The organism is Vibrio sp. 10N.261.55.C5, assembly GCF_041470505.1.
Classification (GTDB): domain Bacteria; phylum Pseudomonadota; class Gammaproteobacteria; order Enterobacterales; family Vibrionaceae; genus Vibrio; species Vibrio crassostreae_C.
On sequence record NZ_JBFRMS010000051.1, the window covers coordinates 58,456 to 81,245 of the forward strand.

Annotated in this window: 21 protein-coding genes; 3 read left to right on the plus strand and 18 right to left on the minus strand. The window is 43.9% G+C overall.

The window, feature by feature from the left end; all coding sequences use genetic code 11:
- Nucleotides 1-129: 129 nt before the first annotated feature.
- The 14 genes from AB4263_RS18330 to AB4263_RS18395 form a co-directional block, all read right to left on the minus strand.
- A complete protein-coding gene (locus tag AB4263_RS18330; protein WP_017063900.1) occupies nt 130-1,554 on the minus strand; it encodes a Wzz/FepE/Etk N-terminal domain-containing protein in 1,425 nt (474 codons plus the stop codon).
- Nucleotides 1,551-2,669: a glycosyltransferase gene (locus AB4263_RS18335; protein WP_372098676.1), complete on the minus strand. Its 1,119-nt coding sequence runs from the start codon at nt 2,667-2,669 to the stop codon at nt 1,551-1,553. The genes AB4263_RS18330 and AB4263_RS18335 overlap by 4 nt, the downstream gene beginning before the upstream one ends.
- Nucleotides 2,662-3,447, minus strand: a complete 786-nt coding sequence (locus AB4263_RS18340; protein ID WP_372098677.1) for a DapH/DapD/GlmU-related protein — start codon at nt 3,445-3,447, stop codon at nt 2,662-2,664. Before AB4263_RS18340 ends, AB4263_RS18335 begins: the two co-directional genes overlap by 8 nt.
- A gap of 92 nt (nt 3,448-3,539) precedes the next feature.
- Nucleotides 3,540-4,916, minus strand: a complete 1,377-nt coding sequence (locus AB4263_RS18345) for an O-antigen ligase family protein (protein WP_372098678.1) — start codon at nt 4,914-4,916, stop codon at nt 3,540-3,542.
- Between the two features lie 251 nt (nt 4,917-5,167).
- A complete protein-coding gene (locus AB4263_RS18350; RefSeq protein ID WP_102320216.1) occupies nt 5,168-6,274 on the minus strand; it encodes a glycosyltransferase family 4 protein in 1,107 nt (368 codons plus the stop codon).
- A complete protein-coding gene (locus AB4263_RS18355) occupies nt 6,255-7,766 on the minus strand; it encodes a sigma-54 dependent transcriptional regulator (RefSeq protein ID WP_017059588.1) in 1,512 nt (503 codons plus the stop codon). The genes AB4263_RS18350 and AB4263_RS18355 overlap by 20 nt, the downstream gene beginning before the upstream one ends.
- Nucleotides 7,767-7,989: 223 nt before the next feature.
- Nucleotides 7,990-8,394 (minus strand): Hpt domain-containing protein, encoded by a 405-nt coding sequence (locus AB4263_RS18360; protein ID WP_017059589.1) that lies wholly within the window; start codon nt 8,392-8,394, stop codon nt 7,990-7,992.
- Nucleotides 8,395-8,788: 394 nt separating this feature from the next.
- Nucleotides 8,789-10,021, minus strand: coding sequence for a glycine betaine/L-proline ABC transporter ATP-binding protein (locus AB4263_RS18365; protein WP_017059590.1), 1,233 nt, complete (start codon nt 10,019-10,021; stop codon nt 8,789-8,791).
- On the minus strand, nt 10,014-10,913 hold the full coding sequence (locus AB4263_RS18370) for a proline/glycine betaine ABC transporter permease (RefSeq protein WP_017059591.1): 900 nt from the start codon (nt 10,911-10,913) through the stop codon (nt 10,014-10,016). The genes AB4263_RS18365 and AB4263_RS18370 overlap by 8 nt, the downstream gene beginning before the upstream one ends.
- Nucleotides 10,914-11,060: 147 nt before the next feature.
- The gene (locus tag AB4263_RS18375) at nt 11,061-12,053 is read right to left on the minus strand and encodes an ABC transporter substrate-binding protein (RefSeq protein WP_017059592.1); all 993 of its coding nucleotides are present in this window, start codon (nt 12,051-12,053) and stop codon (nt 11,061-11,063) included.
- A 554-nt stretch (nt 12,054-12,607) separates the two neighbouring features.
- Entirely contained in the window at nt 12,608-13,297 is a 690-nt protein-coding gene (locus tag AB4263_RS18380) for a tyrosine-protein kinase family protein (RefSeq protein WP_017063892.1), read from the minus strand.
- On the minus strand, nt 13,297-15,396 hold the full coding sequence (locus AB4263_RS18385) for an SLBB domain-containing protein (RefSeq protein ID WP_102320213.1): 2,100 nt from the start codon (nt 15,394-15,396) through the stop codon (nt 13,297-13,299). The genes AB4263_RS18380 and AB4263_RS18385 overlap by 1 nt, the downstream gene beginning before the upstream one ends.
- On the minus strand, nt 15,393-16,229 hold the full coding sequence (locus tag AB4263_RS18390) for an OmpA family protein (RefSeq protein ID WP_102320212.1): 837 nt from the start codon (nt 16,227-16,229) through the stop codon (nt 15,393-15,395). Before AB4263_RS18390 ends, AB4263_RS18385 begins: the two co-directional genes overlap by 4 nt.
- Nucleotides 16,230-16,291: 62 nt before the next feature.
- Nucleotides 16,292-16,621 (minus strand): STAS domain-containing protein, encoded by a 330-nt coding sequence (locus tag AB4263_RS18395; protein ID WP_050621341.1) that lies wholly within the window; start codon nt 16,619-16,621, stop codon nt 16,292-16,294.
- A gap of 311 nt (nt 16,622-16,932) precedes the next feature.
- On the opposite strand from AB4263_RS18395, the gene AB4263_RS18400 reads away from it, so the two are divergent.
- A complete protein-coding gene (locus AB4263_RS18400) occupies nt 16,933-17,775 on the plus strand; it encodes a DNA ligase (RefSeq protein WP_065584423.1) in 843 nt (280 codons plus the stop codon).
- A gap of 101 nt (nt 17,776-17,876) precedes the next feature.
- Here the strand turns inward: AB4263_RS18400 and AB4263_RS18405 are convergent, their stop codons facing one another.
- Nucleotides 17,877-19,247: an MATE family efflux transporter gene (locus AB4263_RS18405; protein ID WP_372098679.1), complete on the minus strand. Its 1,371-nt coding sequence runs from the start codon at nt 19,245-19,247 to the stop codon at nt 17,877-17,879.
- Between the two features lie 161 nt (nt 19,248-19,408).
- Here AB4263_RS18405 and AB4263_RS18410 point away from each other — a divergent pair, with 161 nt between their 5' ends.
- Nucleotides 19,409-20,017 (plus strand): riboflavin synthase, encoded by a 609-nt coding sequence (locus AB4263_RS18410; protein WP_017063887.1) that lies wholly within the window; start codon nt 19,409-19,411, stop codon nt 20,015-20,017.
- 108 nt (nt 20,018-20,125) lie between these two features.
- Here AB4263_RS18410 and AB4263_RS18415 read toward each other — a convergent pair whose 3' ends face one another.
- Both AB4263_RS18415 and AB4263_RS18420 read right to left on the minus strand, forming a co-directional pair.
- The gene (locus tag AB4263_RS18415) at nt 20,126-20,329 is read right to left on the minus strand and encodes a CPXCG motif-containing cysteine-rich protein (RefSeq protein WP_017059600.1); all 204 of its coding nucleotides are present in this window, start codon (nt 20,327-20,329) and stop codon (nt 20,126-20,128) included.
- A gap of 63 nt (nt 20,330-20,392) precedes the next feature.
- The gene (locus AB4263_RS18420) at nt 20,393-21,259 is read right to left on the minus strand and encodes a fructosamine kinase family protein (protein ID WP_017059601.1); all 867 of its coding nucleotides are present in this window, start codon (nt 21,257-21,259) and stop codon (nt 20,393-20,395) included.
- Between the two features lie 585 nt (nt 21,260-21,844).
- On the opposite strand from AB4263_RS18420, the gene AB4263_RS18425 reads away from it, so the two are divergent.
- Nucleotides 21,845-22,189: a DUF3802 family protein gene (locus AB4263_RS18425; protein ID WP_010440912.1), complete on the plus strand. Its 345-nt coding sequence runs from the start codon at nt 21,845-21,847 to the stop codon at nt 22,187-22,189.
- Between the two features lie 107 nt (nt 22,190-22,296).
- Here AB4263_RS18425 and AB4263_RS18430 read toward each other — a convergent pair whose 3' ends face one another.
- Nucleotides 22,297-22,782: a C40 family peptidase gene (locus AB4263_RS18430; RefSeq protein ID WP_017059602.1), complete on the minus strand. Its 486-nt coding sequence runs from the start codon at nt 22,780-22,782 to the stop codon at nt 22,297-22,299.
- Nucleotides 22,783-22,790: the final 8 nt, after the last annotated feature.

Genomic DNA, 22,790 nt, shown 5'->3' on the forward strand with positions numbered 1-22,790 from the left:
AAACGCCAACCGAGTGTTGGCGTTTTGCTCTAGGATGCACGAAGCTTGGAAACTAGAAAGCTAGGAAGCACGAAGCTAGGAAATTAGAAAGCTGTGAATCTAGCAAGTCAAAAATGGCTTTGAGGCTGACTAGCTCATTTTAGGGATCACCGTTATCACAGGGACACCCAAGATATCTTCGATTTCGTCTTTGCGTTTGATTGAAGAATCAAACAGTTCAAACAATACCGCTAAACCAATACCCAAACCGATACCTGCAACGAATCCAGCCAGAATAAAAACAAAAGTCGGCATGTTAGATTTGACACTCGGTGTGAAAGGCAAATCGATAATCTTCACACGTTTGTTTTGCTCGAATACACCAAGCGAACCCGTTAGTTGAGCCATTTCATAACGCTCTGTCAGTTCATCATATAGTTGACGTTTGATTTCAACTTGACGTTTAAGGCGGTACATCTCTTTTGCATTTTCGCCGAAGTTATTGGCCTTGTGTTCTAATTCGAAAATCATAGTTCGAAGGCTTTTGGTCTCTTCAGTTAAAGACTCAAAGCGAGCACGAACCAGCTGTAGGCTGTGTAATTGAGTGACCAGAAGAGGTTGGGTATCAGAAAGTTTGTTCAGTGTCGTACTACTTGCGATGTCCCAAAGCTGGTCGCTGTTCATCGTTGGCTGGGTTACCTCGAGCAAACTCTTACGTTCATTCTCTAGTCTGTCTAGCTCACGCACTTTAGCTTGCACAGCACTGTGCTTGTCCGTGTATTTAGCTTGTAACAAGGTAAGGTCGCTACGAATGTCGATGATCTGGTCTTCTAATTTACCGATCACAGGGTTGGTTCTTGAAAGTTGTTGGTCGATTGACCCTAAACTTTTTTCGACACCCGATAACTCGGCCTCTTTTTCTGCCAGTGTTTGTTTGAGTGAAGCTAAGCGATTCAAACTTTGGCTCTGTACCTCAGGCGTCGAATGAACATTCTCATTCATGTATGCAGCTAGCGCTTCTTCTGCTTCTGCAAGCTCTGCGCTACGTTTGTCGATATGGATTTTCAAGAAGTTACTTGAATCTTCAATCGATGAACGTTCCGGTGCGAGTAACTGTTCAATGAAATGTTCACTTACCGAGCGCAGCGTCGCTTCCATTCCATTTGGTGTGTTCGACGTTAGACTTATCTTTAGAAAATCTTTTCCAAGCTGAGTCACCGTTAGACGTTGAGACAGGTCAGTAATGATCTCTTGTTTCTCAATTTCAGGCATATCTGGTGTGGTTAATTGCAGTTCATCAGCGACCGAGTAAAGCACATGTCGACTGTGAAGCAGTGTTCTCAATGCGTTAAGTCGATCTTTGAGCATCGTCGAAACGGCAATGTCTTCCAAGAATGGATTCATCTTGGCCGTTTCTTGAATCAACATACTGGTATGCGCGTCATATTTAGTTGGAGCCAACTTGCTCACACCAAAGCCTACAAAGGGCAAAATAAGCATTGGCAGAACGATAACGTAGCGTTGGCGCCACATCGCATTGATGATGACTAATAACCGCAATTTCAGATTATTCATAATAGCTCCAACATCCAATGTACGAAGTTACCACGGTTCTGCCAGCTCTCTTGTTCGACGACAGAGATAGGTGAGTTGCTTAGCTCGCGTGCATGATCAAGCGCCCAAATCATTTGGTTGGCACTGCCAACCGTGGTTACGTGCCCTTGATATGGAACCAAAGCAGGGAACGGTGTTGTGATAATTGGTGTGCCCGCCGCAAGGTATTCCATTAGTTTGAGTGGGCTACACGCTCGGATCTGCTCGTTATCAACAAACGGCAACAAGCTCACATCCCAGTGTTGAGAATAGCTTGGTAGCGTGTGGTGTGGACGAGGGCCAAGGTAATGTACGTTACTCAACTTAGGCAGCATGAGCGTATCAAGTTCGTTTGGACCTATGAAAACAAAGTCCCATTCCGGCATCGCATTCGCAACATGATCAATCATTTCATAATCAAGCCACTTAGAAAGGCTGCCATAAAAACCAGCAATAGGGCGGTGGTTGCTTGGTAAATCTTTTGCTCTTGGTGCGGGTGTTGAAAATAGGTCTACGTCGACACCATGTGGTAGCAAGTGCGCTTTATGCTTTGGAAATTTACCCATCAATTTTTTGCTAGCCGCGAATATAAGCGTTGATTTTTCGATTAGCTCTGATTCGTGCTGTGCAACGGTGTCATGATCAACACCAGCCAGCGCGCTAAAATCATCACCGCAGTAATAGACCACAGATGACTCGCCTAAGTGTCCACACAAATCAACAGCGGTCGGAAGAGAAGTCCATAGGATAGGCGCGTTAAGATTAAGCTCTGCAAGAACCGGTTTTAGTTGGTGCAACATCATTTGCTGAGCCAACTTTCTAGAAAATTTAGAAGCAGGCGCAGGGATTGTCTTTAAGTTAACGATAGTAATGTTGTCGTGTCCCTCAGAGTCGAGCATGTTTTGAGTAACGGCTTTGGTTTTACCAAACAACTTGTTGAACGCTCGGCTGGCATCTTTAGCGGACAGCTTCGGTTGTCTTAAGCCAATAGAGTTGACCCATAAGACTTTGTGTTGCTTAGCAAGGTGACGAACTAAATGTTGAGTCGATGAAGGTAGGCCACCAAAGTCTTCACCAAATACGATTAAATCACGCATGGTCACCTCCATGAGTCTCTAACGAATCGAACATATCGGATTCTGTCACTTCAACGGGTTTGATGTGACCGACAACTCGAGCTGGGTTACCGCCTGCGATTGCGAAGGCAGGAATATTCTTTGTTACTACGCTGCCTGCGGCTATTACGGCACCTTCGCCGATGGTTACGCCACCTTTGACCGTCACATTCGTGCCCAACCAAACATCGGGTTCAAGAATGATGTCACCGATTTGCTGAGGGTCGTCACCTTCACCTAGCGCTCGGCGTTTTGCATCAAGCGGGTGTCCAGAGTATCCAAATAGAAAAGCGCCGCCTGCGATTCGTACGTTGTCAGAGATAACGACTTTACCGCCAACAGCGATAGTCGACTGCCAACCAATGTCGACGTTGTTGCCAATCGACAATAGTGGGTGTTCCAAGCCTTCAAGTGGCTGAGTACAACCAGAGAATGTCGTGTGGCCAGAGATACGGCAGTTATCGCCAATCGAAATTTGTACCGGACCGCTGACGAAAGGCAGTCCACCATACAAATACAGGCGTTTGCCACATTGAGCCACACGACCTTTGAAAGCCGGAGTCCAGTAGAAGAATCGCGTAAAGCCAGAAACCAGATTCACCACTAGCTTGTGCGCTTGATATAGACAGCGATTAAATAGTTTAGGGGTAGGTAGCTCTGCGCTTCTGATGTCTTTCAAAATGAAAAACACATTTCTAATTCGAGAATTAGGATGAAACTTAAGCCAATGTTTGAATTGATGTATAGATACTGACGTCATAATGAAAATCCTCTTTTTTGTTATATAGAAGTACTTTCATATATTGTGCCATTTAATAAATATAATACTTTCAATAGGTTAAAATGTGACTTTTAGGTTTTCTCATTTTGACAGGCAGTTTGAGATACGTTTGAGACGCAAACTGTGAGTGCTGCGAGGATATAAATCGGCCAGTTGAAGCCTTGAGTCAAAAATGTACCCGACACGATTGTTCCAATCAGACCGGCATAGATCGCATAGGCGACCGCGTTGAGTTCGGGTGCGATTTCTGTGGTCGAGTTTTTTAATCTCGCGAGCGTAGAGCGAGAGGTTTTGATCAAAGAAACGATAAGGCAGACAAAAATGATCAGACCAATAAAGCCTGTTTCTGCTAATACACCAAACCAAGTACTGTGAACGGCGTGATTAAGTCCGTCCCAGTGCGAACTATAAAAGAAGTAGTTCGAGAAGAAGTTGTTCAACCCTACGCCGGTCAGTGGGTTCTCAACTGCCATTTTTACTGCCGCTTCCCAAGCATAGATTCGCCCCATTGCAGATTCATCGATGCCTTGTTCAGCTGCACCACCAGAAGACCTGTCTGAGATCCCAGCAACCAAGTAGAGCACGACGGCCGCGACAGTTCCTACGGAGATTAAGAGGACTTTAGAGCGCACTAGCTTCCACGCAAAAATACCAATCACCGCAATACAACCCAGTAATCCGCCACGGCTTTGAGTGGCAATAATAGCGGCGAGCAGTAACAGACAAACTAAGGCACTGATTAAACGTTTGGATCGTGAGATGCCAGTCGTGGTGGCTTGGCTTATTGTAAAGGCGAGTGGGAACATCAGTACCAGTGCTAGGTCGTTCGGGTCACCTAACATAGAGCCAAAATCGCGGCCAATAGTCACGCGTGAGCCCTCGACAAGCCCAATACCATTTACTGAGTTGTACACGGCAATAGAGCTGACTAAAGCGCCAGCGTAGATAATCGTCATCGCGGTTTTTGCGAGATTTTCAGTGGTGTTTACTAGCCAAGTAATCGCAAGCGTCATCACGATAATTTTCCAATAAACGCCCTTGAATTCTGCTAGTGCTATTGGCCTGTTGGACGCGAAGATAATACCAATGAAAACCAATACCCAAAATATGGCGAGCCAATTTAAACAAGGGTGCCAGAAGATTTTAAGCTCTTTACTAATTAATGCATGCCAGAGCAAAGCTGACAGTGCTCCTAGTGAAAGCATCAGCGGTATTTTTAACGAATAGAGCTGAGGTACGGCTTCGTGAATTCGGAAAAATGAAAAGACAACGAACAATAGAACTAACCAGAATGTCTTGTTTAACACGAATAACCCGGCTAATGGCACAAGAGCGAGCGCCACAATGACAGCAGGATGAGGCACAAAGTACCAAACAACACCAAGCCCAACACACAAGGTGCTGATCGTGATGATGACTGGCAATCTATTGGCTTCAGGGTTGACCATTGTGACCTCTATTGGCAAATAAACTCTTTAGGACTCGGCTCGCAATCTTTTTAGACGTAGTTACGCCTGATGTTAAAGATTGCAAAGTGAGTGCCAGTTATGCATTTTGTTTAACTTACTGATTTAATGTTGGATTATTAAGTGAGGGCGTAGCCTTGAGGTGAGTTTTGTCATTTTGAGAATCAGTATAAAACTGACTAAAGTACTTAAATCATCAAGCCCAAATAACCAGTTATCGACTAAGGCTAGAATTAACGGTCGAGTTGATAGATTTCCAACAACTGCGGGACAACGGCTTGTGGAGAGTATTGGTTTTTCACGGTTTCTATCGCGTGACTCTTGAGAGAGTCACGCTGCTCGTTCGTCAATGACATCCACAAAGATAAAAACTGTTCTAGCTCAGCTTCTGAATTTGCAAGGTAGCCGTTAACTTGATGCTCGATGAGTTGAGGCAAGTTACCAACTGAGGTGGCGAGAACGGGAATGCCACGAATCATGGCTTCTAATGCCGCCATAGGTAAGCCTTCAAAGCGAGAAGGGATGATTAACAGATCGATTTGGCTCCAGACGTCGTCCATATTGGTCTGATGCCCATGAAAGGTCACATTATCAGGCTGCGATTTAACTAAGATGTCCATTTCTGGCCCGTCACCAAAAAGCTCAAACCGAACATCAGGAAACTGTTTGGCTAATGCAACAAATCGATCAGGCGCTTTTTCATGGCTCAATCGCCCCACAAAACCAACATGGAATGGGCTTGATGAAGGGGAGCTTGTTAACCCGGTTGGCATTTTAACAAAGTTATTCAATTGATGGGTTTGACTCGGCACTTTCGCTTTAATCTTTTCACTGACCACGAGCGACTGATCAGAAAGAAAACTGCTGTAACGGTCGAGCCAATCATAAAGCCATACTTTGCCTGTTGGGGTTTCACCTGCGTGATAAGTGGTGATTTGCTTTGTGTTGTTGAAACGAGGCGGAAGCTTGATTAACTTGCTGACCAAACTGGCTTTGTAACCATGAGCATGGATAAGCCTTGGTTGATAATGTTGAACTGCACGTTTCAGCTGTGTCGCGCTATTGCCATTTGAATCTACAGAACATGAGGCTAAATCGGAGAGGTAACTAAAAGGGATGTTTAGCGCATTCAACTTTTCAACGATGATCGCTTCAGGATTAAACTTAGTCAAAAGAACGATACGAACAGCCTCTGAATACTGAGCGCTTTCCGATATCAGGCCTTGTGCTAATTCTAAAACATGCGTTTCTATGCCTCCAAAAGTTTGGCTGTCGATCAACAGCCAAATCTCATGAAGGTTTATGTCGAGTATACCTTGGTTAGGCTTGATTGTACTCATCTTCCGATTCCCAAGCCTGTTTCTTACGATAAACAGTAGAAGGGCTAAGTTCTAACAGCACAGCAGCGTTTAACACATTCCCATCGCAATGATTGATGGCATGTTGAATGGCTTCACGTTCTATTTGCCACATTGGACGAATAGCACCTTCGCTTGTGGTAAATGCAGGCGTCATCGGCTCATTGTGAGCTTGAGCAACTGACGATTGTTCCAACTCTTCCGGAGTAATCGGTGGCAACTTAGCTTCTGGTGCTTCAACAACTGCAGGTTGAGGCGCAGTTACTCGAATTGGTGTCACTGATTTAGATGATGGAGCGGCATCTACTTTATTAATCGGAGGCGGTAACATGTCTTTAGTCACGCTCGTTTCATTGTTCAACACCACTATGTTACGGATGATGTTTTGCAACTGACGCACATTGCCTGGCCACGCATAACGTTTAAGTAGATTCTGCGTTTCTTTGTCTATTGATTTAAACTTCTTCTTGTCTTGCTTCGCGTACAGTTTCAAGAAGTGATTAGATAGGGTGACAATGTCACTTCCTCGTTCACGAAGCGGTGGCATTTCGATAGGCACAACGTGAACACGATAGTAAAGGTCTTCTCTAAAACGTCCTTCTTCTACTTCAACCAGTGGATCGCGGTTGGTCGCACAGATAATTCTGACATCCACTTTAATCTCGCGGTTGCCACCGAGTGGAGTAAACGTACCAGTTTGCAAAAATCTGAGGAGCTTCTTCTGCATCTCCAGTTCCATTTCACAAAGCTCATCGAGAAATAGGGTACCGCCATGCGCTTGCATTGCTGCACCTTTACGGTCGGTTGTCGCACCGGTAAACGCACCTTTAACGTGACCGAAGATTTCACTCTCCATTAGGTCTCGAGGGATAGCGCCGCAGTTAATGGCCACGAAGGGTTTACCATTACGCTGACTCTCTTGGTGAATCGCTTCCGCACACACTTCTTTACCTGTACCACTTTCGCCGTTAATAAACACGCTGGCAGTGGTTGGTGCTACCGAATCAATGATCTTGTAAACCGCCTGCATGGGTAGGCAAGAGCCAATGAAATTATGAAAACGATCACGATCGAATTTGCTTTGCATGTTATCGACGAGGTTTTCGAGTTTCGCTCTTTTTAGATGCAAGCTAACAGAGGTCTTGAGTCGATCGGCTTGAATGGGTTTCTCTAAGAAGTCTTCTGCACCGCGTTGGATAAGGTCTACCGCGATGTTTACTGAACCATGCGCTGTCGCGATGATGACAGCGGTCGGTATTTCGTTAGCAGTAATCCAATCTAAGACTTCTTCGCCTGGCATGTCAGGAAGCTTAAGGTCGAGAATCACAAGCTGTGGAGAGTGCCTTTCAATGAAGGTCTTAGCTTCCGCGCCGGTTTCGACGTGGAAAATATCATAGGGCTCGTCTTTTACGTACTGCTTGTAGAGTACGGCGAGTGAGGTGGAGTCTTCAACTAACAATACCTTAGGGCGCATTGTGTATTCCTTTTGAAACTTTATCCTAACCAATCAATAACATAGTGATATGCAACCATCAATACGAGTCTTGTGTATTTGTTATCTACCACATGCAATCTTTTAAGAAGCGGCCTGTATAACTTCTCGCATTGCTGTTCATGATGGAGCCCATCTTATGGCGACTATATTAATAACGACTGTTTTGAGTTTTTAATCTGATACCGATAATGAACATGCAAAGCTAGCTGAAGCCTGCCTCTTTCCTTTCAAGCAAGGCTTTTATTGAACGCTCTGCGAGCTCTAGTAATTCATCAACTTGTCGAAATGCCGCATCATGACTCTGTTCTAAACATAGCTTTTCTAAAGCTCGAGCTAATTCACCCAAAGGGCGATTACCTAACGAAAGCGCTGTGCTGCCGAGAGTGTGGACCTCGAACTCAAGTGTTTGAGCGTCTTTCTGCGTGACAGCCTCTTTTATGGCGACCAAGCGTGTTTGTGATTCTTCGACATAATGGTCGATCAAGATAGGGATAATGTCCGCACTTGTATCGCGAATCATTTGCTCCAGAACGCTTTCATCGACAAGCTCGCTCACTTGTTGTGAGTTTAGATTTGTAGCTGCGTCTGACGCTAAAGTAGAATTCATCAAACTAAGTCCTTTTATTGAGCTTAATATCTGTTAATACTATTAAGTTTTAGTCATTTTCTAGAATAATTTCAACTGGTTGCCGTACAAATAGAGCATTTAATTGGCATCTCACTCATCTTGCTATTGGGTTTGTGACAAACCTAACGGACTGATTTTATTTTGTTTTCTCTTATGAAATATAAACTTAGGTGCCTATAAAGCCTAAGGTGCGGGTAGATCTCAGAAGAAAACGAGCCCGATACAAATAAAAAAGACCACTGCAGTGAAATAACAACAGTGGTCTTAGAGCGGTTTATGTAGTTTAGGCTAATCTAAATAGCAATAACTCAAATAACGATAACCCAAACAATGATAATTTAAACAGCCGAGCTTTAAATCACGAAAAGTAGGACTACGAAGCTTTATCAATCTTTGGCTTTGGGTCGGCTTCTACTTCTTCCTCGCTACTTTCTGAGAAGATATCAGCAACAGCGCTTCTCTCGAGTTCACCTTTTAGATTACCGTCTTCATCAACAACTGGAAGAGAGTAGTCACAAGACATAGTGTCCGGTAGCACTTCTTCAATCACCGCATCTGGTAAGATGGCAGGGACTTCTTCGTATATCTCATCACTAAAATCATGTACCGATGAATCTTCAACTGCGTCTTGTAGGCTCTCTTGTGTGACTAGGCCTTGATAGCCGTCATCCGTTACGTGATAAGCGTAATCGTTTTTCAGCATCTTCATCTGTGCCAGAGCACCTTCAATCGTTTCTGATGTGATTCGATACAGAGGAGGCTGCATAACGGTTTCAACGGTCAGTGCACGAGCACGGTTTACGTCTTTCACGAACGCTTCCACGTAATCATCGGCTGGATTTAGCAGAATCTCATGTGGTGTGCCTTGTTGTACTAACTCGCCGTCTTTCAAAATTGCGATTCTATCGCCTAGGCGGAGTGCTTCGTCCAGATCATGAGTGATGAAAACAATCGTCTTATGAAGCTTCTCTTGAAGTTCGATAAGCTGATCTTGCATTTCACTTCGAATCAAAGGGTCGAGTGCCGAAAAGGCTTCATCCATTAACAAGATTTCAGCGTTAGTACACAGAGCGCGAGAAAGGCCAACACGTTGTTGCTGACCACCTGAAAGTTGCGCAGGGTATTGCTTGCCGTAACCTTTCAAGCCCACGGTTTCTAACCATTCGTTGGCTTTTGCTAAACGGTCTTCTTTTTTGATGCCTTGTACTTCCAACCCGTACGCAACGTTTTCAACCACAGTGCGATGAGGCATTAAGCCAAAGCGTTGGAATACCATCGACATTTTATGACGACGGAACTCTTCTAGCTGTTTAGTGTTGAGGCTCATCACATCAATGCCTTCAACCATGATTTTACCTTGAGTCGGGTCAATCAAACGGTTGAAGTGGCGAATCAGCGTCGATTTACCCGAGCCAGAAAGCCCCATGATAACGAAGATTTCACCACGGTTAATCTCAAGGTTGATCTCTTTTAAACCAACGGTATGACCCGTATCCGCAAGAATCTGATCTTTGTGTTCGCCGTTTTGAACTCGGTTCATAACAGACATTGGTTTCGGTCCAAACACCTTGTACAGACCACTAATTTCAATCAATGGTTTAGTCATGCTTGAATCCTCCTAAATGCGCATTAGTTCTTCTTGCGTACGCCTGAGAAGCGCGGTCAAAAAGGATTGCGAGGGCAACGATGGCGAAACCATTCATCAAGCCTAATGTGAAGTACTGGTTAGTAATCGATTTGAGAACCGGTTGTCCTAGGCCTTTCACACCAATCATGGATGCGATAACAACCATAGACAGTGCCATCATGATGGTTTGGTTAATACCCGCCATGATCGTTGGCATTGCTAGAGGAAGTTGAACACCCCATAAGCGTTGCTTTTTGCTCGCACCGAAAGCGGTAGCGGCTTCAAGGACTTCTTTATCAACTAAGCGTATGCCTAGGTTAGTTAGACGAATTACAGGTGGGATCGCGTAGATAACCACGGCGATTAGCCCTGGAATCTTACCGATGCCCAGTAGCATTACCACTGGAATCAAATAAACGAACGCAGGCATGGTTTGCATGATATCGAGCATCGGCGTAACAATTGACTGAGCTCGATTTGAACGAGCCATCGCAATACCAATCGGAATGCCCAAGAATATTGAAACCAAGGTACATACAGTGATGATACTGAGCGTCCGCATGGTGTCTTCCCACATTCCAAAGTAACCAATGAGAAGTAGAGAAGCAACACAGCCTAGAGCCAGTTTCCAAGAACGGCTTGCTGCGTAGACAAGGCTGGTACACACAGCCAGGACTATAATCCAAGGTGTTGAGATAAGGAGTTTTTCAAACCAAACGAGGAATGAAAGAAGAGGGTCAAAGAGAGATTCAATCATTTCGCCGTATTCACGGGAAAATTCACGGTATGCGCCATCTAGCGTCTTTTTTATGGTTCGTAAATCACCGCGTTCCATCTCTGGAAAGCTTGATAACCAATTGCTGTCAGCCATTTTATATCCTTATAGTTCGGAGCCACTTGTCCATGCGATAAGAAAATCGCTAATGAAAAGGGCTCCGAATCATGAATAACATCAAGTATAGCGACGTTATTTCTGTTTTATTGTTGAAGCGTAATTACTTGTTATTAAATCAAGCTCTTACAGCTGAGCTTCAACTTTCTTAGCCACTTCTTCAGAAACCCATGGGTGCCATACTTCTGGGAATTCACTTAAGAAATGCAGACTCGCTTCTTCGCCATCAGCTTGGTTGTCTTCCATCCAAGCAAGTAGCGAGTTCATTTTGTCGTTTGTGAAACCACGTTTAGTAAAGTAGTCGTACGCTTCAGGAGCACGTGACGCAAAACTTTCAGTGGTAATCGTGTGGACAGGTGAAGGCGGGTACATGGTTGCTTTTGGCGATTCACAATCTTCTTTGGTGGTACAGTTAAGGAACTCTTCCTCATTAACGCCACTGCCAAAGTCGACTTTAACCATGTCGTATTTACCTAGAACAGCGGTCGGTGCCCAGTAGTAACCAAACCAAGCTTCTTCACGTTCATAAGCTTTTGCGATAGAGCCAGATAAGCCGGCACTCGAGCCTGGATCAACAATCGTGAAACCGCTGTTTTCTAGCTCAAGAGCATTAAACAGGTTTCCGGCGCTGATCTGACAGTTCCAGCCTGCAGGGCAGCTGTAGAATGCAGATGTATCTGGGTCTTCAGGGTGTTTGAATAAGCTTGCGTTTTTGCGTACGCCTTCGATAGTTGCCATTTCAGGGTACTGTTTTACTAGGTAAGCTGGAACCCAAAAGCCTTCTTCGCCGCCGTTCACAAGTGCTTTACCTGCGTAGCGAAGACGTTTTTCTTCAACACCTTTATCTAATGCGTCTTTTAAGCTGTTGCTCCAAAGTTCAGGTGCAACATCAGGCTGGCCTTTTTCGATCATAGACGTGCCTGTTGGCATAGTGTCGCCAGGGATAAGTTCAGCATCACACCCATAACCATGTTCAAGGATGAATTGGTCGATATTGGCGATCAGTGTTGCAGAGTTCCAGTTCATATCTGCAATTGTTACGCTGCCACATTCTCCAGCGTTAGCATTACCGCTGGCTGCTGCTACTAACAAAAATACGGAGCTTAACTTGTATTTCATATTGAGTTTCCTTTCTCTTTAATAATACAACTAAGGTAACCAAGGTAAATTGATTATCTAAATTGCTCGATGGTGATCCTTTCCGTGTATTTGAACCATTTGAGCAGAAGGAGGGATGGGTGAAGTTTGAATAGATAAACGTGCAAAGTCAGTGAAGTGTGATTTGCCAATTCATCCACTGTGTTTCAACAGCCATCGGATAACTTTGTCAAACTATTACAAATTCGTCAAAAACCACCTCTATTTATAATCTTAGGGAATAATCGTACGAATTCCATCTTTGATGCGATTTACATGGCACTTTAACCGCCTGTGTCACATTACCGCTAAAGTTAGGTGTGGGTCTGTTGATTTTTGGATGAGTTTAAAGGTGGTAAGACCACAACTTGCGTGCGTGAAATGCGTTGAATAGTTTTTAAAATCGTATTTTTAGTCATATTTTCGCCAAAAACACTCAATTTGGTTTTTATTTATTCAGAACTGTTGGAGCTTGAAGTCTAATAAGATAGGTGGCTGTCATGGTTTAATGACAGCCAGAAAGTAGCAAAAGAAAGTTACATCGGAAGGTTCAAAAACTCATTTTGATACAGCTTGTTTGCCAAGCTATCGCGAAGCTTAACGGGGATAAATTTCATTCGATTGATTTGTCTGACCAACTCTTGTGCAAAGCTAGGCTTTTGTTTCATGTTCATCACGCAGCCCATTAGATTGATACTTTGTGCATCAAGCAGCTTTTTCGCTTGTTCTAGGTGGTGACTCGACGTTTCTCCATAGGCGACAACAATTAGTGTACTGCCACAAGCGCTCGCGACAGACTGCGCCGGAATGTTTCCTTTGTTTATGTTGAGAAGCGGTGAGGTATCAATGATGACTCTGTCGTATTTCTCTAACCATTTGTTGACCACTTTTTGTAACGTTGTCGGATCTTTATAAGCCAATTGCGTTGAAGCAACTTGTGGAGCAGGGACACCGATAAATGTACGCTGAGATTCAACATGTTCAATCAATTGACCTTGCTGATTATCTTCTAGCATATTCAAATCTTTGAAAGCAGGGTTGAATAAGTTGAGATCAACATAAAGCGTTGAATGACCCGCAAGAAGAAAACGCTCGGCTAATGCGGTTGCAATAGATGTTACGCCGTCACCTGAATGGCAGGCGGTGACGCATATTGATTTTTGGCCGTTAAGTTCAGAAGCTAAATACAGTTGCTCGACTTCGGCATGGGTCGCTGAAATTGTCATTATAAAGCCCCTATTAATACGATGGTGGTGGTGATACGCAGTATGTCATCAAGTCCGACGCGTGCTTTTTCAATAAAGCTTTCGCGACGGTCTGGGATGTAAATCGTGTCACCAGCGCGTAGCACCGGCAAGTTGTAAATGTTCGCCGTTTTGCTGAATTCAACAAGGTCAAAAGTACGAGCCTGACCTTGGCAGCAAGACATATTGACGATGGTAATTTTTTCTACATAAGCATTGTCGGTAGGTCCTGCTGCTTCTGCCAGAATATCTAGAATGGTCATGTTGTCGTTGAACACATAACGCCCCGGATTGTTAATCGCACCAAGCACACGAACGGTTTCTTCTTTCGGTGTATCTAACCAGTTTTTGCCTTTCTCTGGGATGTAAATCGTGTCGCCAGTGGTTACGTTTGGCAGTAACGATTCGTCACCGGTTTCGAAGTACAGTGATAAGTTAAGTTTGCTTACTTGCGAATAGGTTTTGTCACGATGCGTTACTCGAACGTTGTGGATGTCGGCATCCTTTGTTGGACCGTCAGCCGCAGACAAGATATCAAGGAAGTGCATGTCTTTGGTGAAGCGGTAACGACCGGGTGCATTCACTTGTCCAAAGATGTAGATCGAAGCATCAGAGCTTTGACGAACCCATTGTGATTTATTGTCTGAAGGATCTTGTGGCAAGTCGTGAACGCGCACGATAGAACCCGCTCGAATTTGTGGCATTTGATCACGTGGCGCACCATTTCGAATAAAATCATCAAGGTTAAACACGACTAGCTTTCTACCCGTAACAACCTCGATTTTCGATGTGTCAGCGCGTAGCGTAGGGCCGCCGACGTGTGCCAATAGCCCCATGAAGTTCATTTCATCTGACCATTCAATACGACCAGGTCGATTGACCTCACCAATCACGTTAACTGCTCGGTCTGGCGTGATTTTCAACCAAGACTTCTCGTTCATGTCGGTTTTCTCGGGAACGAAAATCGCGTCACCCGCTTTGATGCTAGGAGGGTTGGAGTTAGGCAAGCCTTCAGTGTAAGCCGCTAAATCGAATTTAAGCACTCTACCATCTGCTTTGATGACACGGATTTGTCGTGACTCTGCAAATCGAGTTGGGCCGCCCGCATTAGCCAAGATATCCATAAAGGTCGCGTCTCTTTTACCTTCAAAAGCACCAGGGGCTGCGACTTCGCCCATCACGTAAACCATGTTCGCGCCGGATTTGATCTCTTCTTCTTGCTTGGGAACGAAAATAGTCGCACCCGGGCGTAAAATTGGAAGCAGACTTTCGTCACCAGAATCTAAGTAACGTTTTAGGTTGAATAGCGTTGGAGTGTTGTTCGAAATCACTCGGATTTGCTCAACACTGGCATAGCGAGTGACACCGCCCGAACGCATAAGTACGTCGACAAGGTCGGTGTTCTCTTTGTAAGTGAACGAACCCGGCGCGTTTACTTCACCAAACACTTTGATGGAGTTACGAGAGTCGGCACTGTCACCTGAGTTAGCAAGCTTTGCTGCGTCGAACTCTTGTTCAATGTTACCGACTAATGGAGAAGCTGGAACGAACAGTGAATCCAGTGATTGCAGAGTAGGTAATGTTGACTCGTCTCCTGAATCAAGGAATCGTTTGTAGTTAAACTCTTTCTTATCCGCGCCTCGCTTAAGAATAAGCTTGTCCAGTTGCGCGCCCGGGCGTAAACCACCCGCAGCGTAAAGTGCCATTTGGATGCTAGAACCTAATGCGAGAGTGTATTCGCCAGGCTGTTCTACATAACCTTGCACATAGATAATGATTTGCTGCTCTTTTACATACACTGAAGCGTTCGAAAGATCTTTATAAGCGGTTGCCAGCGACTCTAGAACGACTTTGTTAAGTTGTTCGCTGTCGTAACCTGCAACAAACACAGCGCCTACTTCAGGAAGGGTAATACGTCCACGCTTATCCACCTGGAACCCCGTGTTTAAGGTGCTTTCACCGGGTACATTAACTTGGATAAGGTCACCGACTTGAACCGCGTCTGAAAACTCGTCGTTAGCATTGACAACATTCGCAAAGCTCAACGACAGGGTGATGATAAAAGCGATTAAGGATTTCATATTCCACCTCCCATTTTCTCGGCATTCTTAGGCGAGATAACTTCGATACTTACTCGGCGGTTAGTTAAACGTGTGCCGTCAGATTCGCCTTCAAAAAGAGGGACGGTTTCGCCAACAGATACGGCTTTGATTCGTTGAGCGCCTAGTCCAAAAATAGTCAGGTAGCGTTCGACTTGTTTCGCTCGTCCAAGTGCTAACTTGTCGTTGTATTCTTCGGCACCCGTTGCATCAGCATGGCCGGTAACAACAAGGTCTAGGGATTTGTGTTCTTTAAGTAAAGTGGTCGCCTCGGCCAGTCTTCCCATATACTTAGGATTTACTTCAGTCGAGTTTTCCGCAAATTGGTTGTCAACATTAAGTAGGTCATACAACTGTTCAATAACCGACAGTTGCATTCTAAATTGATTTTCATTTTGTGGTGGCTCACAGCGGGCTTGTGAAGTTACGTAATCCAGTTGGACCTCAAGTTCATTTAGGCGTTTTCTTTGGATTACTAAGTCGTTGGCTGCATCCAGTAGTAGACCACCTTGAAGTTCGCGAGCAATACGATTTTGCTTTTCGATTGCTTGAACAACAGCAGCGGGGAAACACCAACGAGCACCTTCTTGAATCAAAGCATCAAGGTGCAATTTAGCGAGCTGCCAATCAAAGCGTAATCCATGTTCTGGACCAAGAGGCTCGTCTGGCATGACAGGAGAGAAGTCTGAGTTTTGATAGTTAATAGAATCGTAACTTTCAGCCAAACCCCCTGTGCCTTGTTCAGGATAGCTAGTACAGCCACCCAGAACGAGAGCGGACAGAGAAAGGGCTATGTAGTTTTTCAGTATTTTCATGCCAACGTCCTATGTTTCTAATTTTTCTTATTATTTTTTGTTACTTCTAGCTTAGTGGGTCTTCATGAATTTGCAGGATTTTTTGAATTTACTGGGATAGCGTGGCCAATACGCAGCAAGTTCATAATTTCAAGAGGTTGACCCGTCACATTTTCAAGTCGCATGTTGCGCTCGCGTTCAGTCAGACGTTTGAACATATAAACAATCGCGCCAACACCAGATGAATCTAAAAACTCAACCTGACTAAAATCAACTTCGATTTCAGGGTGACCATCGTTAGAAATCACATCATCGATGTCGGTTTGTGCATCACGACTGCCTGCTGCATCCAGATCACCGAAAATAGAAAGTGTCAGTGTCGTTGTGTTTAAATCAATCTTACGTAGTTCCATAGCGATATCTCCTTTTAAGTATGTATGGACAACTGCACTGAATGTGCCAACTTTTATGTTGTTATTTTTCAATAATTTATGTTTAGTACGAATTCCTATCTCAAATTGAGAAAAGACGTTTCTCAATATGAGAACTAAAAACGGCGGAATATATGAGAGTTATAGATCATTAATTTAATGAATAAATGAAAAGGTTAGATAAGGTTGATGAGTGGATCGCATCTTCTAGCAAAGGTTGTCTACCTACGTGTCAGAACGCTTAGGATTAAAGGCGTTTGTTGACTACTACAGATATCAATACGGAGCAGATGATGAGATTAACTAAATTGGCGATAGCAACTCTATGGGCGTGTTCGCTTTCTTCTCATTCATCCTATTTACCTCCCGACCATTTGGTACTGGCCAATACATACCAACAAGGCATTGATGTTTCTGAATACTGGAAGAGTGAAAAGCTTGATGGAATTCGGGCTCTTTGGGACGGACAACATCTTTATACACGCAATGGTAATCGCATTTACTCACCCAAGTGGTTTACTGAAAACTTACCTAAGGTCCATCTCGAAGGAGAGTTGTGGGCAGGAAGGGGCAAGTTCCACCTTGTTCAATCTACCGTTCTCGATCATACGCCGAGTGACACAGCATGGCGCCAAATCGATTTCATGCTGTTTGATATGCCAGGCGCTGCGGGAGATTATCAAAAGCGTTATTACAACATTTTGCATTGGGTAAGCGTGATTGGAGAATCTCATGTCAGCTACATAGAACATGTACCAATTCACAGTGAAGAGGCTTTGTTTCATCAACTTGATAATGTCGATGAGCGTAATGGCGAAGGTTTGATGCTTAGAAAAATCACCAGTCGTTATCAAGCAGGCCGAAGTAATGATTTGTTAAAACTGAAAAGGCATCATGATGCCGAAGCCACAGTTATTGGCTACAAGGGTGGGACAGGGAAGTATAAAGGGATGATGGGTTCAATCTTGGTTCACACAGAAGAGGGTGTGGAATTTTATATAGGCAGCGGGTTCAGTGACCAAATGAGACTCGCACCGCCAGAGATCGGCAGCCGTATTACCTTTCGCTACAATGGTTTTACTCAAAACGGAAAACCCAAGTTTGCCCGCTTTGTACGAGAGAAGAGTGAATATTAAGGCAGATACGATCTACCTAACCATTAAACGAAAAAGAGCCCTGAAAATCAGAGCTCTTTTTTGTGTTCGAAATCAGATAGACCGACTAAGCGAGTGCGAATCTAACGAGAACTAAATTCTAACTGTACGTCATCATCCTGCTTGTGCATCCAGTGTAAGCGCATACCTAGCATAATCGCTGCTGATGTTAGACCGACAATGAAACCAATCCAGAAGCCGTGCGCGCCCATAGGTTCAACAAGCCAATCTTTCATTCCTAAGATGTAGCCGATAGGAAGGCCAAGCAACCAGTAAGCAACGAAGGTAATGTTGAAGATTGAACGCATGTCTTTGTAGCCACGCAGAGCACCTGCAGCGATAACTTGGATGGCATCAGTACATTGATAAACCGCCGCGAACAACAGCAACTGCATTGCAACGGTAATTACCGCAGTGTTCTCTGTGTAAAGTAATGCAACCTGTTCTCTGAACAGGACAGTTAACGCCGCTGTCATTAAGGCTGTCACTAAACCAACAATGATACCTACGTGTGTCGCGATCTTAGCGCCTTCGGTGTTGTTTTCGCCCAACTTATGCCCAACACGAATACTCACGGCTGCACCGATACTCATTGGAATCATGAAGACCAGCGAAGAGAAGTTGATCGCGACTTGGTGCGCGGCAACAATCAACGAGCCAAGTGGGGCAACCAACAAGGAAACAACCGCAAACAGAGTTACCTCGAAGAAGATAGCGGCCGCCACAGGGAAACCAAGTCTAAACAGACGAATTTGAGCTTTAAGTTGCGGTTTATGGAACGTACCGAAGATGTTGATTTTCGATAACCGTTTTGAAGTTAAAACGTAAGCGAATAGCAGTGCAAACATCACCCAGTATACGATAGCCGTTGCAACGCCACAGCCAACACCACCCAATGCAGGAGCACCAAGTTTTCCGTATACGAACATCCAGTTAAGCGGGATGTTTAATAACAAGCCAATAAAACCAATCACCATTGCAGGCTTCGTTAAAGACATACCATCGGTAAAACTTCGCAATGTTTGGAACAACAAGAAAGCGGGTACAGCAAACATCACCGCATTCATATAGCCGATGGTCTTTTCCGCCATGAGTTGTTCAATGTCCATCCACTCCAATATCAATTGTGTTTGAAAAAGCACACCAATGATTGGAAGGGAGATGACGAGCGCTAAAAATGCGCCTTGTTGAATTTCGAATGGAATTTTTACTTGTCGACCAGAACCATTCAGTTGTGCAACGACAGGAACCAACGCCATCAATAGACCAACACCAAATAGGATTGATGGTAGCCAGATACTTGCTGCAATCGAAACCGCCGCCATATCGATAGCACTTACGCCACCGGCCATTACGGTATCAACAAAACCCATTCCAGTTTGTGCAACGGATGCGATCAATACTGGGGCCGCAAGTTTAATTAGATTCGAGGATTCTTCTTTGTAACGATGCACAAACAACTCCAAATAAGAGGGAAAATTAGAATAATAGTGTAGGAAAGGACATTTTGAAGGAATCAGAGACAATGATCTTAAGCTTCCACTGGACGAATCATAAAGAAATGTCACAATAACTGCTATGAAAAACTGTTACTAGAATGCTAAATAGGAATCTTATGTTTACAGGTATCGTTCAAGGCATGGCAACACTGGTTGCTATCAACAAAAAAGAGTCGTTTCAAACTCATACCATTGAGCTAAGCGATGAAATGGTTGAAGGATTAGCCATTGGTGCTTCAGTAGCTCATAACGGTTGTTGCTTAACGGTAACGGAAATTTCAGGTAACCAGATTGCTTTTGATTTAATGCAAGCGACATTGCGATTGACGAACTTAGGCCAACTGAATGTTGGTGACAAAGTGAATGTTGAGCGTGCAGCAAAGTTTGGTGACGAAATTGGCGGGCATAGCATGTCTGGCCACATTACTCTGATGGCTAACCTAGTCGATGTGATTAAAACAGAAAACAACCGTACACTTTGGTTCGAACTACCAGAAGAATCGATGAAGTACGTATTGAGTAAGGGTTACATTGGTGTTGATGGTTGTTCATTGACGATTGGTGAAGTGGAAGAGAACCGTTTCTCTGTTCACCTGATCCCAGAAACACTGAATCGTACTCTGTTTGGCGGCCGTGAAGTAGGCGACCAAGTAAACATTGAGTTCGATCCACAAACGCAGGCAATTGTTGATACTGTCGAGCGTGTATTAGCGAACCAGAAATAGCCACTAAGCGCATTGAATCGGTGGCAATAAAATCACACCGATGACCAAATTAAAAAAGAGCACGTGAGGTGCTCTTTTTTGATCATGGTTTAAACGAGAAACTGATTGTCAGAATACTTGTTCATCATCGGCATCAATCGAAAGGTTGATTCTGTCTCTTACTTCGTCAACCTGCATATCCAAATGAATGGCATTGCAACACGCTGGACAATCATCATAGAAGTCTTGGCTACCATTAGATGCATCAAGCGTGATGTTAATACCGTGCCCACAATGCGGACAGGAGACATGTTTCTCTGTGTATTTATGCATGGCAAATTCTCCTCACTGTAACTGATACCAATCGTATTCGGTTATAAACAGCTGTAATTGGTATTAAACGGCCTGTATCTTCTGAATGCATGCTTCAGTGTGTGCTAAATATTCGCCGCCAAATTGATTGCAGTGGTTAAGAAGATGGTACAAGTTGTAAATGTCTTTCCGATCAGTATAGCCAACGTCGAGTGGATTGACGCTCTGGTAACCTTCATAAAACTCTTTAGGGAAACCTTCAAACAATTCAGTTAACGCCAAATCACACTCATGGTCCCCCCAGTAACAAGCAGGGTCGTAGCAAATTGGGCCAAACGCAGAGTTAGCAACATTGCCATTCCAAAGATCCCCATGAAGCAAAGAAGGGCGGGGGTTGTGGCCAGCAAGACGCATATTCACCACATCAACGATGTCATCGATATCACCAAACTCGATGCCTTTCTCTTTGAGCAGTTGCAGTTGGAAACCAATGCGTTGCTCAGAGAAAAAGCGTCCCCATTTCTTATGCCAAGGGTTGGGTTGAAGTGTGCTGCCGATATAGTTGTCTTGGTCGCAACCAAACTCTTTTTGCTCGCCCCATTGATGAAGCCGCGCAAGCTGAACGCCGAAATCGAAGCTATTGTTGCCCGTCTCGAGCGGTTTGGTCGGCAAGTAATTCAGAATAATGAACGAGCACTCTTTGGTTTTGCCAATAAGCACCAACTCAGGAACGTAAACAGTGGAGGTTTCTCTTAACAAGCGTAAGTTCTCAGCTTCAATTTCAAACTTAGGTAAAAATTCTCGCTGATTCACTTTCACAAAGTAACGCTCATTACCATCGCTGATCATATAGCAATCGTTAATGTCGCCACCAGAAACCTTGGTACGTTCAGTAATCTGAAAGTTAAATAGAAGAGTATCTGAAAGTTGTTGAGAAATGGCCTGCCACATAGGAAATCCTCAAAGACTGAAAGTTAAAAAGATTGAAGGTTAGAAATACTGTTTGTTTAATAGCAATAGTTTAGGATAAATCTGAACAATTTATAGACGCACTCGTCAATGTTCTTAGCTCTTCTTCATCTTACGTAGAATCAATTGGCCGAATTGTGAACTCGAACTGATTCAAGCTCTTTGAAATACAAACATAAATTGAAAACCTGACGTGATGAAATAGTTTGGAACTGGTCTCACAAACGAAACGGTTTTGAACGCCACAAACTGGAAAAGAGGTTTGAGCTTGTTATTGTCTAGCGACTAAATCAAATGAGCTTTTAGAGTAAGTTGAAAGGGCTATTGTTAACTGGCGCAATACTTTGCTTCAAAGTTTGTCTTACACTTCTTTAGCGTGAATTTACTTATGTCGTAAGTAGGCAGGTATACCACATAAAGCTATATCGATTTAATTTTAAGCTGAAATACTAACTAGGATCATTTAAATGTGGTTTTGGGCAATAAAGTGATGACAAATAGCTTCATTTACATAGTATTAGGCAAGTACGTATTAATCTGCTCTAGAGCTTAAAACGGAGAATTATTGTGGTTGTAGAAACCGATGGCTATTTGGCTTTAATCGAGCACCTATCATTCAACCTTGATGTGTTTACCAATAGTAATGGTGATACTGGAAACGAAAGTGTCGAAGACATTGTTACCGACATGATTTCAACAAACATCATGGCTATTTTCGAGCAAAACCCAGAGTTGCATTCGAGCGTTCGTTTTCAACTTTTGAAAGAAGCAGATGCCGTAGTAGCGGATCTTGGTGAAGTATTAGCGGGTGTGTGGGCTAAGAAAGCGACTAACGAACAAATTGTATTCCTCGATGAGTACATCGCGTTAGTGAAGAACCTGTTTGATACTGCTGTTGCTAAATACGATTAACGGTTTGTTTGCTCATTTATCGTCGTAATTAATCAGCATAATAACAACGGGCGTTTAAGTCGTATCTTTCTAGAGTTACCTCGCTCAGCGGTTTATCTTTCGAACCGCTATAAACGCCTAAAGTGCCAAAACTTGGATGCCCAGTAAGGGTTATCTAACCTAGAAATAATGACACCTTTCGATGTCGAGGCATGTAGAAATTGGTTGTTTCCTAAATAAACGCCTACATGTCGCACCGTCATCGAAGTCTTGAAAAACACCAAGTCACCGCTTGTTGCCTGCCCATACGCAATTTCTTTTCCCTTTTTACTCTGGTCTTTTGTGGTTCTTGGTAGAGCTTGTTGAGTCGCATTTTGCACGGCGATTTGAACAAAAGCAGAGCAATCTATACCTCGAAATGAGGTCCCACCGAAATGGTATGGCACGCCTTTCCACTGTTCATACACGCTCATATAAGCGTTTGTAGTCAATTGTTCTGACTTTGATAGGGGTTTCTGTGCGGTTTGACTAAGCTGAGAAGGCGAAGGTGACGAGCTACAAGCAGCCAATGTTGCTAAAGTTATTGTAACTACAGCCATTTTTCTGATTTTCATATGTAACT

Bases quoted from the DNA above. Each gene is read 5' to 3' on its own strand.
- AB4263_RS18330 (WP_017063900.1), bottom strand. From the start codon at position 1,554: ATGAATAATCTGAAATTGCGGTTATTAGTCATCATCAATGCGATGTGG.
- AB4263_RS18335 (WP_372098676.1), bottom strand. From the start codon at position 2,669: ATGCGTGATTTAATCGTATTTGGTGAAGACTTTGGTGGCCTACCTTCA.
- AB4263_RS18340 (WP_372098677.1), bottom strand. From the start codon at position 3,447: ATGACGTCAGTATCTATACATCAATTCAAACATTGGCTTAAGTTTCAT.
- AB4263_RS18345 (WP_372098678.1), bottom strand. From the start codon at position 4,916: ATGGTCAACCCTGAAGCCAATAGATTGCCAGTCATCATCACGATCAGC.
- AB4263_RS18350 (WP_102320216.1), bottom strand. From the start codon at position 6,274: ATGAGTACAATCAAGCCTAACCAAGGTATACTCGACATAAACCTTCAT.
- AB4263_RS18355 (WP_017059588.1), bottom strand. From the start codon at position 7,766: ATGCGCCCTAAGGTATTGTTAGTTGAAGACTCCACCTCACTCGCCGTA.
- AB4263_RS18360 (WP_017059589.1), bottom strand. From the start codon at position 8,394: ATGAATTCTACTTTAGCGTCAGACGCAGCTACAAATCTAAACTCACAA.
- AB4263_RS18365 (WP_017059590.1), bottom strand. From the start codon at position 10,021: ATGACTAAACCATTGATTGAAATTAGTGGTCTGTACAAGGTGTTTGGA.
- AB4263_RS18370 (WP_017059591.1), bottom strand. From the start codon at position 10,913: ATGGCTGACAGCAATTGGTTATCAAGCTTTCCAGAGATGGAACGCGGT.
- AB4263_RS18375 (WP_017059592.1), bottom strand. From the start codon at position 12,053: ATGAAATACAAGTTAAGCTCCGTATTTTTGTTAGTAGCAGCAGCCAGC.
- AB4263_RS18380 (WP_017063892.1), bottom strand. From the start codon at position 13,297: ATGACAATTTCAGCGACCCATGCCGAAGTCGAGCAACTGTATTTAGCT.
- AB4263_RS18385 (WP_102320213.1), bottom strand. From the start codon at position 15,396: ATGAAATCCTTAATCGCTTTTATCATCACCCTGTCGTTGAGCTTTGCG.
- AB4263_RS18390 (WP_102320212.1), bottom strand. From the start codon at position 16,229: ATGAAAATACTGAAAAACTACATAGCCCTTTCTCTGTCCGCTCTCGTT.
- AB4263_RS18395 (WP_050621341.1), bottom strand. From the start codon at position 16,621: ATGGAACTACGTAAGATTGATTTAAACACAACGACACTGACACTTTCT.
- AB4263_RS18400 (WP_065584423.1), top strand. From the start codon at position 16,933: ATGAGATTAACTAAATTGGCGATAGCAACTCTATGGGCGTGTTCGCTT.
- AB4263_RS18410 (WP_017063887.1), top strand. From the start codon at position 19,409: ATGTTTACAGGTATCGTTCAAGGCATGGCAACACTGGTTGCTATCAAC.
- AB4263_RS18415 (WP_017059600.1), bottom strand. From the start codon at position 20,329: ATGCATAAATACACAGAGAAACATGTCTCCTGTCCGCATTGTGGGCAC.
- AB4263_RS18420 (WP_017059601.1), bottom strand. From the start codon at position 21,259: ATGTGGCAGGCCATTTCTCAACAACTTTCAGATACTCTTCTATTTAAC.
- AB4263_RS18430 (WP_017059602.1), bottom strand. From the start codon at position 22,782: ATGAAAATCAGAAAAATGGCTGTAGTTACAATAACTTTAGCAACATTG.